This window comes from Vibrio penaeicida (assembly GCF_019977755.1).
Taxonomy (GTDB): domain Bacteria; phylum Pseudomonadota; class Gammaproteobacteria; order Enterobacterales; family Vibrionaceae; genus Vibrio; species Vibrio penaeicida.
The window spans coordinates 1,206,830-1,223,766 of sequence record NZ_AP025144.1 but is presented as its reverse complement, the minus strand read 5'-3'; the positions used below and the strand labels follow the sequence as shown (position 1 = coordinate 1,223,766).

General features: G+C 40.9%; 13 protein-coding genes and 1 pseudogene. 4 read left to right on the top strand and 10 right to left on the bottom strand.

Annotated features, from left to right (window positions below; all coding sequences use genetic code 11):
- The 5 genes from serS to lrp form a co-directional block, all read right to left on the bottom strand.
- The gene (gene serS / locus LDO37_RS05745; RefSeq protein ID WP_126606822.1) at positions 1-1,308 is read right to left on the bottom strand and encodes a serine--tRNA ligase; all 1,308 of its coding nucleotides are present in this window, start codon (positions 1,306-1,308) and stop codon (positions 1-3) included.
- 91 nt (positions 1,309-1,399) lie between these two features.
- A complete protein-coding gene (locus LDO37_RS05740; protein ID WP_126606821.1) occupies positions 1,400-2,746 on the bottom strand; it encodes a replication-associated recombination protein A in 1,347 nt (448 codons plus the stop codon).
- The gene (gene lolA, locus LDO37_RS05735) at positions 2,746-3,351 is read right to left on the bottom strand and encodes an outer membrane lipoprotein chaperone LolA (protein ID WP_126606820.1); all 606 of its coding nucleotides are present in this window, start codon (positions 3,349-3,351) and stop codon (positions 2,746-2,748) included. The genes LDO37_RS05740 and lolA overlap by 1 nt, the downstream gene beginning before the upstream one ends.
- 77 nt (positions 3,352-3,428) lie before the next feature.
- Entirely contained in the window at positions 3,429-6,311 is a 2,883-nt protein-coding gene (locus LDO37_RS05730) for a DNA translocase FtsK 4TM domain-containing protein (protein ID WP_126606819.1), read from the bottom strand.
- Positions 6,312-6,544: 233 nt separating this feature from the next.
- Entirely contained in the window at positions 6,545-7,039 is a 495-nt protein-coding gene (gene lrp / locus LDO37_RS05725; protein ID WP_004406045.1) for a leucine-responsive transcriptional regulator Lrp, read from the bottom strand.
- A 155-nt stretch (positions 7,040-7,194) separates the two neighbouring features.
- On the opposite strand from lrp, the gene ald reads away from it, so the two are divergent.
- Positions 7,195-8,319, top strand: a complete 1,125-nt coding sequence (ald, locus tag LDO37_RS05720; RefSeq protein WP_126610243.1) for an alanine dehydrogenase — start codon at positions 7,195-7,197, stop codon at positions 8,317-8,319.
- A gap of 52 nt (positions 8,320-8,371) precedes the next feature.
- On the opposite strand, the gene LDO37_RS05715 is transcribed toward ald, so the two are convergent.
- Positions 8,372-9,574: a methyltransferase gene (locus LDO37_RS05715; RefSeq protein ID WP_126610244.1), complete on the bottom strand. Its 1,203-nt coding sequence runs from the start codon at positions 9,572-9,574 to the stop codon at positions 8,372-8,374.
- A gap of 55 nt (positions 9,575-9,629) precedes the next feature.
- Positions 9,630-10,604 (bottom strand): HTH-type transcriptional regulator CysB, encoded by a 975-nt coding sequence (cysB, locus tag LDO37_RS05710; RefSeq protein ID WP_101112034.1) that lies wholly within the window; start codon positions 10,602-10,604, stop codon positions 9,630-9,632.
- Positions 10,605-11,000: 396 nt separating this feature from the next.
- On the opposite strand from cysB, the gene LDO37_RS05705 reads away from it, so the two are divergent.
- Both LDO37_RS05705 and miaE (LDO37_RS05700) read left to right on the top strand, forming a co-directional pair.
- Complete coding sequence (locus LDO37_RS05705) at positions 11,001-11,765, top strand: DNA repair protein (protein WP_101112033.1); 765 nt, start codon at positions 11,001-11,003, stop codon at positions 11,763-11,765.
- 66 nt (positions 11,766-11,831) lie between these two features.
- Positions 11,832-11,981: pseudogene (gene miaE / locus LDO37_RS05700) on the top strand (tRNA isopentenyl-2-thiomethyl-A-37 hydroxylase MiaE); the annotation flags it as partial.
- Positions 11,982-12,134: 153 nt separating this feature from the next.
- On the opposite strand, the gene LDO37_RS05695 reads toward miaE (LDO37_RS05700), so the two are convergent.
- Genes LDO37_RS05695 through LDO37_RS05685 form a run of 3 tightly spaced genes read right to left on the bottom strand, consistent with a single transcriptional unit; the run spans position 12,135 to position 15,763 of the window.
- Positions 12,135-14,063, bottom strand: coding sequence for a hypothetical protein (locus LDO37_RS05695; protein ID WP_224056050.1), 1,929 nt, complete (start codon positions 14,061-14,063; stop codon positions 12,135-12,137).
- Positions 14,056-14,556: a hypothetical protein gene (locus tag LDO37_RS05690; protein WP_224055349.1), complete on the bottom strand. Its 501-nt coding sequence runs from the start codon at positions 14,554-14,556 to the stop codon at positions 14,056-14,058. Before LDO37_RS05690 ends, LDO37_RS05695 begins: the two co-directional genes overlap by 8 nt.
- The gene (locus LDO37_RS05685; protein WP_126606258.1) at positions 14,546-15,763 is read right to left on the bottom strand and encodes an ABC-three component system protein; all 1,218 of its coding nucleotides are present in this window, start codon (positions 15,761-15,763) and stop codon (positions 14,546-14,548) included. Before LDO37_RS05685 ends, LDO37_RS05690 begins: the two co-directional genes overlap by 11 nt.
- A gap of 326 nt (positions 15,764-16,089) precedes the next feature.
- Between LDO37_RS05685 and miaE (LDO37_RS05680) the strand changes: the two genes are divergently transcribed.
- Positions 16,090-16,857: a tRNA isopentenyl-2-thiomethyl-A-37 hydroxylase MiaE gene (gene miaE / locus LDO37_RS05680; RefSeq protein ID WP_126606257.1), complete on the top strand. Its 768-nt coding sequence runs from the start codon at positions 16,090-16,092 to the stop codon at positions 16,855-16,857.
- Positions 16,858-16,937 lie beyond the last annotated feature (80 nt).

Sequence of the window (16,937 nt, the reverse complement as noted above, 5' to 3'; positions counted from 1 at the left end):
TTAACCGATGTGAGTCGCACCATTCATGTACTTCTGAAGCACAGTAGGGATAGCAATACGACCATCTGATTCTTGGTTGTTTTCTAGGATAGCAACCATTGTACGACCGACTGCCAAACCTGAACCATTCAATGTATGCACAAGTTCCGGTTTTTTCTCGCCTTTACGACGGAAGCGAGCTTGCATGCGACGTGCTTGGAAATCTGCCGTATTCGAACAAGACGAAATCTCGCGATAGGTTTCTTGAGCAGGAACCCATACTTCTAAATCGTAAGTTTTACGAGCTCCAAAGCCCATATCGCCTGTACATAGAATCACTTTACGGTATGGAAGCTCAAGCAGCTGAAGTACTTTTTCTGCGTGCCCTGTCAGCTCTTCTAACGCTGCCATTGAATCTTCTGGCTTAGTGATTTGAACCAACTCAACTTTATCAAATTGGTGCATACGAATGAGACCACGAGTATCTCTGCCATAAGAACCTGCTTCTGAACGGAAACACGGTGTGTGCGCCGTCATCTTAATTGGCAAGTCGGCTTCGTCTGTAATGGTATCGCGAACCATGTTTGTTACAGGAACTTCTGCCGTAGGGATAAGAGACAATTTGCGAGGCTCTTCATCGTTTACTTTTTCGGTTAACGGTTCTGTATGAAATAGATCTTCACCAAACTTAGGAAGCTGACCAGTACCATATAGGCTGTCGGCGTTCACAAGGTATGGGACATACATTTCAGAGTAACCATGCTCATCGGTATGAAGATCAAGCATGAATTGCGCAATAGCACGGTGAAGGCGAGCAAACTGCCCCTTCATCACAATAAAACGTGCACCAGTGATCTTGGTCGCACTTGCGAAATCAAGACCGCCACTCAACTCACCAAGGTCAACATGATCTTTTACTTCAAAATCGTAAGTTTTCGGTTCGCCCCAGCGAGAAATTTCTACGTTGTCGTTTTCATCTTTGCCATCAGGCACAGAATCATCTGGCAAGTTAGGTACCGAAAGCGTGATGTCTTCCAGTTTAGATTGAACGTCAGCCAGCTCAACTTTCTTAGCATCCAACTCACTACCAAGGTTACCGATCTGTTTTTTAATCTCTTCGGCACCTTCTTTATCACCAGCAGCCATTTTCTGACCGATTTGTTTGGAGATTGAATTGCGTGAGGATTGTAAATTTTCAACTTCTACTTGAATGGACTTACGTTGCTCTTCAAGTTGACGGATTGTCTCTACGTCCAGCTTGAAGCCGCGACGTGCTAATTTTGCAGCTGTTTCATCCAGCTCAGTTCGAAGTAATTTAGAATCCAGCATTGCTAATCCTATGCCTTTTGGTTTGTTTTGAAGACGTAGCAGGCTGTCCTGCTACTGAGAAAATTATCTCGCTAAAGATATCCAAAAAGCGCTACTTTTCATAGCGCTTTTGTGGGCTTTTTGCGTCCAAAGAGGAGAGATAATCTAACTTTTCGCCGATTTTGGTCTCTAAGCCGCGATTTGTCGGAAAATAGTAACGAGTCTCTGCCATTTCAGGGGGGAAATATTGCTCACCTGCAGCATAAGCACCTGGCTCATTATGAGCATAACGGTACTCCTCTCCGTAACCGAGATCTTTCATTAGACTGGTCGGCGCATTGCGTAGGTGAGGGGGAACTTCGTATTCTGGGTGATTTTGTGCATCTCTCAATGCTTGTTTCCAAGCGTTATATACTGCGTTACTTTTGGGTGCACAGGCTAAATACACCACCGCTTGAGCAATGGCTCGCTCACCTTCTGCGGGACCAACTCTAGCGAAACAATCCCAAGCAGATAGCGCAACCTGCATCGCCCTAGGATCGGCATTACCAATATCTTCAGATGCAATAGCAAGCAACCGACGCGCAACATACAGTGGATCGCAACCAGCACTGATCATCCTTGCAGCCCAATACAACGCAGCATCCGGGTCAGAACCTCGAATGGATTTATGGAGTGCGGAGATTAAATCGTACCAAATATCGCCTTTGTTATCGAAACGGGCGACCTTTTCCCCTGCGACTTCTGCAAGTAACGCTAATGTGATTTGCTTCTTGTCATCTTTCTCTGTTGCCATATCGAACAACAATTCGAGATAATTAAGCGACATTCGGGCATCACCGTTAACCAATTCAGATAAACGGTCTAACACACCCTCTTCAAATTCTGCTGATTCTTTACCTAACCCTCTGTCTTCATCAGACAGTGCTTGGTTGAGAACATCGAGAATATCCTCTTCTTTTAACGACGATAGCTTATAAACTCGCGCTCTTGAAAGAAGTGCATTGTTCAGCTCAAAGGAAGGATTTTCGGTTGTCGCGCCAATGAAAGTTACGGTGCCATCTTCAATATGGGGTAAAAAAGCATCTTGCTGACTTTTATTGAAGCGGTGTACCTCGTCCACGAACAAGATGGTTTTCCTACCTGCGACTTTGTTATCACGTGCTTTTTCAATGGCAATACGGATATCTTTGACACCGGAGGTCACCGCAGAAACGCGCTCAACTTCCGCATTAGCATAATTTGCCGCGACTTCAGCCAATGTCGTTTTCCCAGTGCCCGGCGGTCCCCATAGGATCATGGAATGCAAATGCCCAGCTTCTAAAGCACGACGAAGAGGCTTACCTTCGCCCAGAATATGTTGCTGACCAATATATTGCTCGACGGTTTCTGGGCGCATGCGTGCGGCTAAAGGACGAAAGTCCTCGTCACCAGAAAAGTCGAGCGAATAGTTACTCATTAGTTGCCACGCTCATCATAGACTTCAACACCTTTTGGTGGTGTGAAAGTAAATCGTTCTTTTGCTGGCGTCTTCATACTGATCGAATTAAAGGTAAATTGGCTTGTTTGGCCGTCTTGCTCGACAACAGAAAAACCTTCTATTTTACCTTTGACGGTCACATCAATGATGAATTGCCCTTGTGTGGAATTTTCTGAAACAGGCTCAAGGGTGAACCGGTTATCTTTTTGAGCAACTCGGTAATTATCCCAGTCACTTTGTCTATTTCGTGTGAGCAGTACAAAGGGTGTTTGTCCCGTGGCTTGCTCTTGGTTATAAATGCTCACCTGCTCCAAAAAAGGTTCGTAATACCAAACCACATCACCATCAGAAACAAGCTCTGTTTCATCTGGTTCTATTGTCGACCAACGAAACATGCTTGGACGTGCGATATCCGCAGTGCCATTTGCTTGCTGAATCACTTCGCCATCAGGCGCTGTCACTGTTTGCGAAAACGCCGCGCTGAACCCGTCTGTTTTACTCAATCGTTCACTTAATTCAGATTTAGGTGATGCCACTGTGGTGGCCGATACACTAAACGTGAACAGAATAAGCCATTTTTTCATTTAAAATCTCTTTAAACTAATACCGATAACGAATTGGACAACGTTTTTTTGTCTCTGTTTCATTGAAAGCTGTTGACCTAGTCTCTAACTGGTGGCGGTGCAAGAACCTCGCGATTACCATTGTGGCCTGGGGCACTAACAATACCTTGTGCTTCGAGTTGCTCCACAATTCTGGCTGCACGGTTATACCCGATCTTGAATCGACGCTGTACACCGGAAACAGAACCACGTCTGCTTTCCACAACGTGCTCTACCACTTGGTCAAACAATGGATCAACATCTTCGTCAGCTTCCATAGCCTCGCCGGGCAACAACGTATCCGCTGTCTGTTCACCGTTAGTGATTTCATCAATGTACTCAGGTTTACCACGAGCTTTCCAATCATTAACAACAGCATGAACATCATCGTCCGAGGCAAATGCCCCGTGAACACGAATCGTATGGCTCGATCCCGGAGGAAGATAAAGCATGTCACCCATTCCAAGCAGTGACTCGGCACCACCTTGATCAAGAATGGTTCTTGAATCTGTTTTCGTTGATACCGTAAAGGCAACACGTGTTGGTATGTTCGCTTTGATTAAACCGGTGATCACATCAACCGATGGACGCTGCGTTGCTAAAATCAAATGCACACCAGCAGCTCGTGCTTTTTGCGCCAGTCGGGCTATCAACTCTTCCACTTTTTTACCGACGACCATCATGAGATCGGCAAATTCATCGACAATGACAACAATGTACGGCAGTTTTTCTAATAGAGGTGGCAATTCGTCCATACTATCACCCGCTTGCCACAGTGGGTCATGGATTGGGTGCCCAGCGTCCGCCGCCATTTTTAATTTTTCATTGAATCCTTTGATGTTTCTAACACCCAGAGCAGACATGAGCTTGTATCGACGTTCCATTTCACCAACACACCAACGCAGCGCGTTCGACGCATCTTTCATGTCGGTTACCACTTCCGAAAGCAGGTGTGGAATGCCCTCGTAAATCGAAAGCTCCAACATTTTCGGGTCGATCATAATAAATCGAACGTCTTCCGGCTTCGACTTATAGAGCATGCTTAAGATCATGACATTCACGCCGACTGACTTACCTGAACCCGTCGTACCAGCGACAAGGACATGTGGCATTTTCGCCAAGTCCGCAACAACAGCCTCACCAGCAATATCTTGACCAAGTACCACCGTGGTTGGTGAGGTGGCATTTTCAAATTGAGGACTGTTGATCACATCGGACAAGAACACCGTCTGACGGCTCATATTGGGTAATTCCAATCCAACATAAGGTTTGCCCGGAATGACTTCAACCACACGTACTGCCATAGCAGATAAAGAGCGCGCTAAGTCCATAGACAGACCAGATATACGGCTTACTTTTACCCCTGGTGCCAAATCTAACTCGAAACGAGTAATAACCGGACCGGGGAAGATATCAACCACTTTCGCGGTAATCTTGTAATCAGCTAATTTTGATTCAACCAAACGAGCAATATCTTCTAGAGCTGTTCTATCTATATGATTCTCTCGCTTCTCCGGATGATACAACAACTCAAGAGTTGGCATAGGAGAAGTGGGCTTGGGTAATGTTTGGTCCTTTTGCACAAGGAACGGATTTTGACTCGCGGCAACATTTTGCTGCGCGTCCGCCACCAATGACTGGAATGCAGCAACATCTGCATCGCCTTCCACAACTTCTTCAACCTCTGCTAAAGAGTCTGAAGCAGGTTCAATGACTTCCTCATTAAAATCAGATGAAGCGTCTACTTCTACCTCAGAAGCTCTTTCCTCTTCATTAAGGGTAGGTTCAGTTTCAAATTCAGAAATTGTTGGCGTGCTCTCTTCTATATACACATCATCGAAATTAATAGAGTCATGCATGTCTTGCTGTACATCTTCAGCTTCCTGCGAGTTTTCACTCGGCTGAATATCACTCACCGCGACAGCATCTGCTCCTTCAGCATAATCGTTCGCTTGCTCTGCTTGATAGGTCAGCTCTTCGATGGTTGCATTAGGTGAAAGTGCCCGTTCTTCATTTTGCTCAAGCACGCCACTGTCGAATTCATTCGATTCAGTCACTTGCTCGCTGATGGGAAGATGATCAGAATCATCTCTGTGTACCGCTTGAGGGAGGTGAATGTTGAATCTTGACTCAACATGACCATCGTCATCATCCAACTGAGAGAAATTCGGTTCAATGTCGTCAGCAGGCGCTTGGTATGGGCTTTCCATATCCAACGAAGGCGATATGGATTCTTGCTGGTCAGGATCTTTAAGCTCTGGATCCTGCAATGTAGGTTTAATGTGTTCTTCTTTAGAACCGCGAACCAAATTTATGACCCATGCGCAGAATGAAATAAACGAATTGCCTAACCATTCAACAATAGATAACCAAGAAATGCCCGTAAGAAGGGTGAAGCCTGCTCCCCATAAAAACAGCAGAACAAGTGTTGTGCCCAGCAAGTTAAATGCGGGTAACGCCAGATTAGTGATCACGTCACCAATGACACCACCTGATGAGAAGTACCAGATGTCATCAAAATTGATATCGGCAAGGCCACAACTCGTAATTATGACGACGGTTAGCCCTAAGAGGCGTGTTCCCCACAACATAAAATCGATGGGTTCATCTTCTGCCCTTTTTCGAAAGAACACCCAAGTCATCACGGAGATAGCAATAGGTAGAGGATAAGCTATAGAGCCAAAAACAAAGAAAAGACTGTCTGCTACCCAAGCGCCAAATTGCCCACCTAGGTTTTTCACTTCGCCTCCCCATGCAGTTTGCGACCATGAAGGATCAGCGGGATCAAAGGAAAGTAAAGCAATAGAGATTAGAATCGCTGTAAGACAACCTAATATGAAGCAGCAATCGCGAAGTCGTTGTAGCCCATTTAATCGAGGAGATGAAGTCTCTTCTTGGGACTTTATAATGGTTTCAACCTTTTCTTTGTTCTCTCTGAACATATACCAACTTTATGCTTATTGATTTCAAAAACGCACCGAGCGGCAATAGCCGCTCGGTTTGTTAGATGATTTAACCACATCAAGCAATAAAACCCAATCTCTGTTCGGTTTGCAAACCCAATAAACAGGTAGTTTCCCGAACAAAATAAGGACAATTAACTAACGTAATTCCTGAAGTTGAATCCAGATCTCAATCGAATTCGCCACTACACAACAGAAATTACGTCTTGTACTTATCGAGTTTTAATAACCAACTGGTTGGTCTGTTTAACTTCTTCCATAACCACATATGTGCGGGTATCGTTAACGCCAGGTAAACGCAGAAGCGTGTCACCCAACAGCTTACGGTAGGCACTCATATCTGATACACGGGTTTTCAGAAGATAGTCAAAATCGCCAGACACTAAATGACATTCTTGAATGTCATCCAGCTTTTGTACTGCATGATTAAATTGTTCGAACACATCTGGTGCGCCTCGATTTAACGTAATCTCAACAAATACCAATAGCGACGCATCTAGATACTGAGGATTCAGCAAAGCTGTGTATCCAGTAATGTATCCTTGTCTCTCCAATCGACGCACACGTTCTAAACATGGCGTTGGAGATAATCCCACTCTTTTAGATAACTCTACATTCGAAATACGACCATCTTTCTGAAGTTCGTTAAGAATGTTTCTATCAATACGATCTAATTCCTTGGACGGCTTCTTATAGTTATCCACCATTTTTTATCCCACCTTATTACTTCCTTGCAAAAAAATATACTACAACTTTTTAATATTCAGTATCAAATTTTTCAAATACAACTCTATACTAGATATTAATTCGACGGAATTACCCTACACATAGATAATACAACCAAAAATATTGAGGAGTCAGGATGATTATTGGCGTACCGAAGGAAATCAAAAACCACGAATACAGAGTGGGTATGATTCCATCCAGTGTGAGAGAACTTGTCTCTCACGGTCACCAAGTCATTGTCGAAACTAATGCCGGTAGTGGTATCGGTTTTTCCGATCAAGACTATATTGCCGTAGGTGCATCCATTCTTCCTACTGCTGCTGACGTTTTCGCGAAAGCAGACATGATTGTTAAGGTTAAAGAACCTCAAACCGTCGAGCGCGCTATGCTGCGTGAGGGGCAAATATTGTTCACATATTTACACCTAGCACCAGATTTTCCACAAACTGAAGAGCTTATCAAGAGCAAAGCTGTCTGCATAGCATATGAGACTGTAACAGATAATATGGGTCGTCTGCCACTTTTAGCACCAATGTCTGAAGTTGCAGGTCGTATGTCGATTCAGGCTGGCGCTCAAACTCTTGAGAAATCACACGGTGGTCGGGGCCTACTTTTAGGTGGTGTTCCAGGTGTTGAACCAGCAAAAGTTGTGGTTGTTGGCGGTGGCGTAGTAGGTTCAAATGCAGCTCGTATGGCGGTGGGTTTACGTGCAGACGTCACCATTTTAGACCGTAGCATTGACACTCTACGTGCGCTAGACGAAGAGTTCCAAGGCCGTGCGAAAGTCGTTTATTCGACTGAAGATGCGCTTGAAAAACATGTACTTGAAGCAGACCTAGTGATTGGTGCAGTACTAATACCTGGTGCGGCAGCACCAAAGCTTATCACGAAAGAACACATCAAACGCATGAAGCCAGGGGCAGCGGTAGTGGATGTCGCAATCGATCAAGGCGGTTGTTTTGAAACATCAAAGGCTACAACACATGCTGAACCAACTTACATCGTTGACGAAGTTGTACACTACTGTGTAGCAAATATGCCAGGAGCCGTAGCACGAACGTCTACTTTTGCGCTAAATAATGCAACATTACCTTACATTATTAAGCTCGCAAACAATGGATACGAGAAAGCACTCCTTGCAGACGAAGGGCTACTTGAAGGACTAAATGTAATTCACGGAAAAGTAACCTGCAAAGAAGTAGCTGAAAGCTTCGACTTAGAATACGTTGAAGCGAAGCAAGCTATCGCTATGTTCAACTAAGAACGATATGTTATTAGTTATTCTTAGCTGAATGATGATGGAAAAGACTCGCTTACGCGGGTCTTTTTTTTGCCTGTATGAGTATGTTTCTTGGTGTATCTTCTTCAGGGCAAAACTCATTCACGCTAACCAAATATCCATTTTCTTCAAGATATAAAGCCCGGTCTAAAACGAGCCAAAGCTCTAATGGTCTTTGGAAAACTTGCTGAATTAGGCTTAATCTCTCCATTTGCCAAAATCGCTCTTCACCACGTTGATTCCAATATGCAAAGTTTATTGACCCCAGTTCGAGATTTTTTTCCTTGTCAGCCCATAAGCAAAACGCTTCAAAGCCACCTGACAACATCGACTTCTTAATACTAGGGATAGCCGTATAGTTAAGGTGCCCCTTCTGCTCTTTTAGAAATGAGTCCAATCCGAGCCTATAACTCATTTCTTCAAATCTATGACGGTGAACCCGCTCTCCCCCAGTTACTGTCGCTTGCAGAGGTATTCTTAATTCGGCTTTGGTCAACTTCATATCATTCTCAATACCTTCCGATGAAAGAGGCAGATAACAGTCCGACTGAATAAGGTGGTAGCAGCAGGGAGAGATAGAAAACTCGCTTATACCTACTTCACACCCTCGCTTGATAAGGTTAACGTGCAAATCTCCACAAGCGTGTAGAGCGACAGCGTGCTGATTAGGCTTCATAATCAGAGATGCACTCTTGGTGAGGGCATCTCCTTGAACAAAGCGCATCGCTAATCCTTTTTTGTCCGCTAGGGCTTGTCCGCTATTACACAGGGCTTCCTGCCATTCAAAACTTGTGACTGGCATTGTGGAGTTTGATGCAAGTAGTTGTCCTAAAAAACCTTTACCAGAACACCATTCAAGCCATTCCCCCCCAGCGTTTCCTTTTAGGCAAGCATCACTCATTAAACGTATCTGATTTAGTTTTCTCCCGGGTATACCAGCTTCGGAGCCCCTAGATAGCTTTGTTAATTCAGAGGGTGTCAGTCTTTTTAAGTAAGAAAGCTCGTGTAAGTAAGCTACATCAGGAATAAATCTTGATATTTCCTTTACTAGACGGGGTGTATTAGCTTTCAGGCTAATGATTTCCGCTTCGGAAAGCCCTCTTAACCAAGGGGTGAGGTTGGGGTAATTTAGATCCCACGGAAAATCTGCGCAATCACTCATGTGAAATGGCTGAAATCGCCATTCATTATCGTACAAAGCCAATAATGAGCTGATCTTTTGGAAAGTTTTATTCATGATTCCCCCTAGAATCGGGCGATTGTAAGGGGAATCATAAGAGAGTTAAAGTGGTTTACCTAACGGGCAGTTCGATGTCTTTAAACATCTCTTCGATTTCTACATTACTTTTTAATGAAATAGCTTGTTCGACAACAGGGCGAGTCAAATGGGGGGCAAATCGCTCCATGAAGTCATACATGTATGAGCGTAAGAACGTTCCTCTACGGAAACCAATGCTGGTGGTACTCGCACCAAAAATATGGCTCGCATCAATAGCGACCAAATCTGAATCCAGTGCTTTGTCGACAGCCATAGAAGCGATGACACCAACACCAATCCCCATGCGAACATAAGTTTTAATAACGTCAGCATCTGTAGCAGTAAACACAATACGAGGTGTGAGACCTGCATTGTTGAACGCGGTATCCAGTTCAGATCGTCCTGTAAAGCCAAATACATAGGTAACCAAAGAGTATGTCGACAAGTCTTCGATGGTGACATGTTCTTTTTTAGCCAACGGATGGTCTTTTGTGACTACGATTGAACGATTCCAGTGATAGCAAGGAAGCATAATCGCATCTTGATACAAATGCAGCGCCTCAGTCGCAATTGCAAAATTTGCGGTTCCTTTAGCAACAGCTTCCGACATTTGAGAAGGTGTTCCTTGATGCATATGGAGTGAAACTTTCGGATAACGAGCCGTAAAGCCTTTAATGACATCAGGTAGTGCGTAACGTGCTTGAGTATGAGTAGTAGAAATATTCAGTGTTCCCATTTCTGGGTGGGTATGCTCCCCCGCAACGGCTTTGATACTTTCTACCCTTGCCAATATTTCACTTGAAATACGTACTATATCTTCACCAGCGTCGGTAACCTGTGTGAGATGCTTACCGCTGCGCTCAAATATTTGTATCCCGAGTTCATCTTCTAGCAAACGAACTTGCTTACTAATACCTGGCTGCGAGGTGAACAAGCTTTCTGCCGTCGCTGAGACGTTCAAGTTGTGATTAACAACTTCAACAATGTACTTCAGTTGCTGTAATTTCATCGTTACCCCGTATTCCGTTACTCTAAATTCATATACACAAATAACCTCACATAATTTTAATGTTGAAGTCACTTGGGTATATACCCAAACCACCTTAAGATGCTAGATTCAGCGAACACCTAAGTAGCTTAGGCATATAAGTATTAGTTATAACGCCTTAAGCTAAAAAAAGACAGCAAAAACGCAGATACTTATGTGCTGAGTTTGACTATCAACTATAGTATTAAGTATGTTTTGCTATAGACCCCGCATACATCGGGGCAAATTTGATTTTTTCATTAATTTTCCTCTAAGTAAGGATAATAATGAAGTTTGTTGTTATCTCGGGTGTAGAAACAACACGATATCGTGTATCCTCGGGGGTTAGCTTTTTGTACGGAACGCAGACTTAAGTTTATGAATATTGGTTTAATAATCGCGCTTGTTGCTATTTTGTTGGTTCTCGTAATTGGTTACAACATTATGCTTCAGTACCGCATGAAAGTAGAGACTGCAAAAAAACAAGAGTCCACACGGCATCTAGCTGTTATTGATGCGACAGAGGATCTTATTGGGAACGCACATCACCTCCCCTACAGTAAGGATCTTTTGGTGTGTTTGAACACGCGAATTCTTGATGCACTTGAATCTATGTTTGAATTAGATCCTAAAAACAAGCAGTTGAAGTCTCGTGTTGCCAACATGCAATCTCAAATCCAACAATTAAAAGAAAACTACCAAGGTGGCGAAACGGCTTCGTTCAAGGTGCCGAGCAGTGATAAGCAAGCCATTATAATGCTGAAGCTTGTTAAACGATTGCGCGAGACAATTCGAAGTGAGCACAATAAAGGTCGCTTTGAGACTCAAGCTTATGTAGCGGAAAATTCTCGCTTAGAACAAATCCAAGTTCGCATAAACATCGAGAACGTTATTAAACGTGCTAATGATTCGGTGTTGAGAGGACAAGCTGGTACAGCGAAGCAGCTTTTGAAAAAAGGCTTAGATGCACTGGCGTCTAAAAATGATTCATATTCCAACAAGGCTAAAGAAAAACTGCAAGCCATGCTGGATGATATGGATCAGAAAAGACAAGACAAAGAAGCGGAACATGCTAAAGATCGTGACGAGAAAGAACGTAACGATGATATGGATGCCCTCTTCGGTGAAAAGAAAAAGTGGTAAACTAGCCATAGACTTATTGAAATCAAAGGTCGCTTTATGCGACCTTTTTTATATTGATGCAGTATGATGATTGAAGAAGAAAATATCCAAAAGCTCCTTATCCCTATCCAATCCTTTCTCCAGTGCGAGACACCTAAAGAGTGGATAGATGAAGCTAAAAAGCCGAAGAATCTACCAACCGTTTTACTTGATCACTTAATGTGTGAGCTAAAGGCATAGGTGTGCATACATCCTACATGCCATCCAAGAAGCACAAAAAAGAGGCATGTAGCCTCTTTTATTCCTCAACATCGCACAGTTAAATATGCATCAAAATGCAATATTTTTCTGTATTCAGATCAAAGCATCAATTATTGATATCTTCGTAAATCAAACATCGTTAATCAAGCCACTATCAAATTGTGGGTCGCTTTTACTAAATCGCTTAGCAATGTAAAAGTCGTCATTATCCTCAGCAGAGTCTGCAAGATCATTATCTACAACTATCACCTGAAATTTACTTCCTGTTTTGCTCGAGATTTTTGACAAGGCCCCAAGCCTTCTATAGATATTCTCATAAATGATAGGGTCTGATGCGTCATCACTTGCTTTAGTCATATCTCTCTTTCTTCCGATATTATTTCCTGGAGTATCTAACATTAATAAGGTTGGGAGGTAAGAGTCATACTTCATAGCATAGATCAGCTTGGAGAGATAAATATTAATGGATGTGATAGTGCGAACACCACCTGATGTGAGTTTTGTAAAATCTTTTCCTCGAACTATATAATCTAGTTTCCTATTAAACTCAATACCATTCATATCAGAAAGTCCACTGATTTCCATAAGTCGTTCAAAAATGGAATTTAGTCTTTGTATAACATCACTAGGATTTAAACACTTCTCTTCAGCTTTTTTAAGATCGCCCTCTAATCTGGAAATAACTTTTTCTAAGTTATCGAGGTTTTCATTTAGTTTATCAATTCGATCGATAAACTTTTTGTCTCTAATAAGTAGTTTTCTTTGCGAGAAAATATCGGTCTTTTGTTTCTCTAGCATTGATATTGATTCAATAAGCACCGATACTTCTTTTGCATACTTTTCATCATATGTATTTTGTATTTCAAATAGAGCTTCTTTTAGCTTTCTCTCGGAAGTATCAAAATCACCTAATTCACTTCGAATATTATCTATTAAGGTAGTAATTCCTCTTATCTTTCTATCTAAGGATTTCTTTTCATTAGATAAAATAGACGGTGAAATCTTGGATTCTGTCAAGTCAGAATTATGACTTTGGTTACACAAAGGGCAAATGATAGGTTTTTTGAGGTCTATATTGAATTTTGAATCCAGATCAAGAGATAGTTTTATAGACTTCCTCTCTTTTTCATACGTATTCTTAAGTTTTACATACTTATCAATATCTTCAATCAAAGAAGGTCTTTTAACAGAAATGTTCTTCAGAGATTCATTTATGGCATTGACTTCCGATTCAATTTGAGACGAAAAGCTTAAAACTTTTCTGTGATCATTTTTTAAACCGTCAACTTGCTTATCAACTTCATTAATTAGTTGATCATATTTTTCAATTTCTGAATCGACATTTATTTCAAAGTCAAAATCAGCATCTTGAAGGAACTTTATAATTCCTTTTTTTTCTTTTATCTTTTGCTTTTCTAAAGATTTATTCTCTGATATTTCAGAATTAATCACAGAAACAGCTTCATCATGAATATTAAGCAGGTACTTCAGTACTTCCTTATTCTTTACATATCTGCTTCCGTTATTCATATCTAACAGAGAGTCAGCAGCTATATTTTTTTGTTTCAAATGGATGAATTTTAAAATATCTTTGAAACCAACTCGATTCATTGTTGAATCAAGTTGGCTAGGTGATACCTTAATCTTAGTCAATGGTAAACCTAGAAGCTCAAGTATGTAAAATGCAATGTAACCATCTGGAGCTGCGTCAATTTGTTCCAGATTCGCAGCAAGTAGTCTAGGAGAGCTATCTACATCAAAATGGCCTTTATAACAACGGATGTACTCGTTTGAGTCAAAGATGTTTCTTACGAATGTATACCTTTCATTATTTAGAAATACGGATAGCTGACATAACTTTGCTTTAGCTTCGAGCTGATCATATGTATCAATATGCGATGCCCCTAAAGCATAGCTAATAAGGTTTAATATACTGCTTTTTCCACAATCGAGGTCACCCCATATTATATTAACTCCCTCTTTAAAAGAAATATCATAATTTTTATCTTGACCAATAATTCTAAGCTTTTCAATTATTATAGAAGGGGAGTTACTCATATAGTGCACCTGTTAGTGATCCGATTAGTTGATTGAAAGATTTTGCGACTAATGATTTAGATTTTTGTAGGTTAGTTTCCCAATCATTAACAAGATCATTTTCAATTTTTATATCTATTTTATTTATTACGGATACGTATATTTCACCTTTAATAATTTCAATGTCAATCATTTCTAGCATATATAGTTCCATCACCCTTTCACGAACATTACCCGTCTTCATTACGGTTCTTAACATTTGAGATGAATTGACTAATATGTCATCATTATCATTGCTGACAGAATCTAAATTAGGGTTAAAGAATCTACATACTGAATTAGTAATACTATTATCTGAGATAATTGCATCAAAAATGCAAAGTTTATCAAGTGTTAAAACTTTACGTCCACGAGTGTTATATTGGAGGTTCTCAATAATCATCCAAAGTCGATATATAGTAAGAGAACGCTCACTAAAGACATCTAAAAAGTGGTGATGATTGTTATGACTCATAGACTTCTCTAACTTTATCTAAATTCGTATTCTCATTCCAAACAATATTATCGTCAATTGAATCAGCTAATTGGTGGATCATGCCTATTTTTTCCAAGAATGAAATGTCAGAAAGACTTGTTTTAAGAGAGCTGTCATCACTTTCTTTTATTTCCTTATGAATATCATAAACTAAATCTGAACTATCTTTCGATTCTTTCTTATACTTATAAAAATTCTGAGAGTATATGAACTTAACTCTATCATACAAGCTAGATAACTCTTCTTGTTCTGACCTATTTATTCGGCACATTATTTCAGCATTAAGGAATGCACTTTTAGAGCTATCTACTAATGATTTTTCAACATCAGACACCAATAACTTAATCACAAAAACTTCTTTATCTAATTGTGATAAGTTTTGAAATCTAACGTTATATTTCTCAACAGAGTTTTTTTTCGACTGAATTTGATCCAATAAAAAATCACGAACAACAATATAAGACAATGCATTGCTATCTTCAGGTTTAGATATTGATGTATGGTCTTCCTTATCTAAGCTAAATATATTTTCATTTGAAATATTATTTGGTTTAGCTGTATGCGGCTTAACAACCTCATCATCTAATGCTATTAGATATGTTGACTTTGGTAATCGACTCTTATATTGCTCCCACTTTTCATCCAATTCTAGCGTTTGCTTGTTTAATGGCATCAACTCTTTCAAATGTTCATTGGAGCTAAACTGCAAGAATAGTGACTCTAGAGAGCCTTTATGCGGAACAGCAATAGACAAATAACCAGTTACATTAATTGTTTTAGCAGTCTCGATCTGTTCAAGAATCAACCTTTTTGCCACTAGCCCACCCATACTATGACCTATCAATATTACTGATTCAGCTTCTTTGTATCTTGCTCTGATAGTTGACTCTAATCCTTTCGACAAATCTGAAATTGACTTGTTTCTCTGATTCTTCTTAGTTTTTTTATACCGACCTAAGCGCTTAAACAGCGGGAGCTTTCGCATGAACGCATGAGTTTGCTTAGCTATAAATCCATTCATAAACTCTGTGATTTGAGTAAAGTAGTCATACTCAACGATTTCACATTCTTCATTGATTAAAGCTTCAGACAATAGCAACTCTTTGAACGAGACTCCTTCATCATTGACCCAAGTTGAGTCGCCCCCCTTTAAACCGTGTATAAAAACAACAAGAATTTTTTTCATATTTCCCTTCATTGAGCCACAATGTTAAGTGCTAAGAACTTGTCTAAGCCTCGCACAAACAACAGGTTAAACCTAAATCGCTATTCTGAACTACACCACATAACCATATGCAACGCAATGTTATAAAGCACAAAATAGATATTTGGCTATGGGCACTTACTTAACGCTCTAGTTCCATTTTGAACTACATCAAATAATGCCCTACATTTTACAAAGCGCTTACTCGAATCAACTAATTATTCGGGATTTATCTACTCACCGCAGGCAACTTCAAAAAGTTTAGGTGTGGTATCATTGCACCAAAGTTTCTATCGAAGTTAATGTAAATGTACGATCACAAATTATTAGAACCAATCAATGACTTCCTAAAATGCTCAACCCCTGACTCTTGGATTGAAGAAGCTCGCAAGCCAGAGAACCTTTCGGTGATTTTGCGGGATCATTTACTATGCGAATTGAAAGCTTCGCAGAGTGCCGTTTTCCTTCTTAAGCGCTATGTCTTAACCGATGAAGGTAAAGAGCAAATTACTCAATTAGTTGAGCCTTATGAGCACTTTGCTTACAAAGGTATTGGCAGCCTTGAAACTCTGAAAGGCAAGAGCAACATATCTAAATCAATCAGACCCAAAGATGGCTGTGCCTACGGACAGGATATGATTGATAAGATGGTTCTCTTGATTCGAGAAGAGCTACACCACTTCTACCAAGTGTTAGAAATTATTGAAGAACAAGGTTTGGAGTATCGCCCAATAACAGCAAGTCGTTACGCTAAGGGAATGATTAAGCATATCCGTACTTTTGAGCCAGCAGCGCTTATCGATAAGCTGATTATTGGTGCGTTCATTGAAGCTCGCTCTTGTGAACGATTTGCTAAACTCGCACCATTCCTTGATGAGCCAATTCAAAAATTCTACATCTCATTGCTACGCTCAGAAGCACGACACTATCAAGACTACTTGGAACTAGCAGAACAGATTGCTGGTGAAGATATTTCAGAGCGTATTGAAGACTTCGCTAATGTTGAAGCCGAATTAATTACCTCTGACGATTCAGAATTCCGCTTCCATTCTGGCACACCCAAATTGGCTGCGTAGCCTAAAAAAACAACAAAACAGGTAGCAATATGCACGGTGACTCTTCTAAAGGCCGAGTCGTGCATATTGCTTTTTTGCCA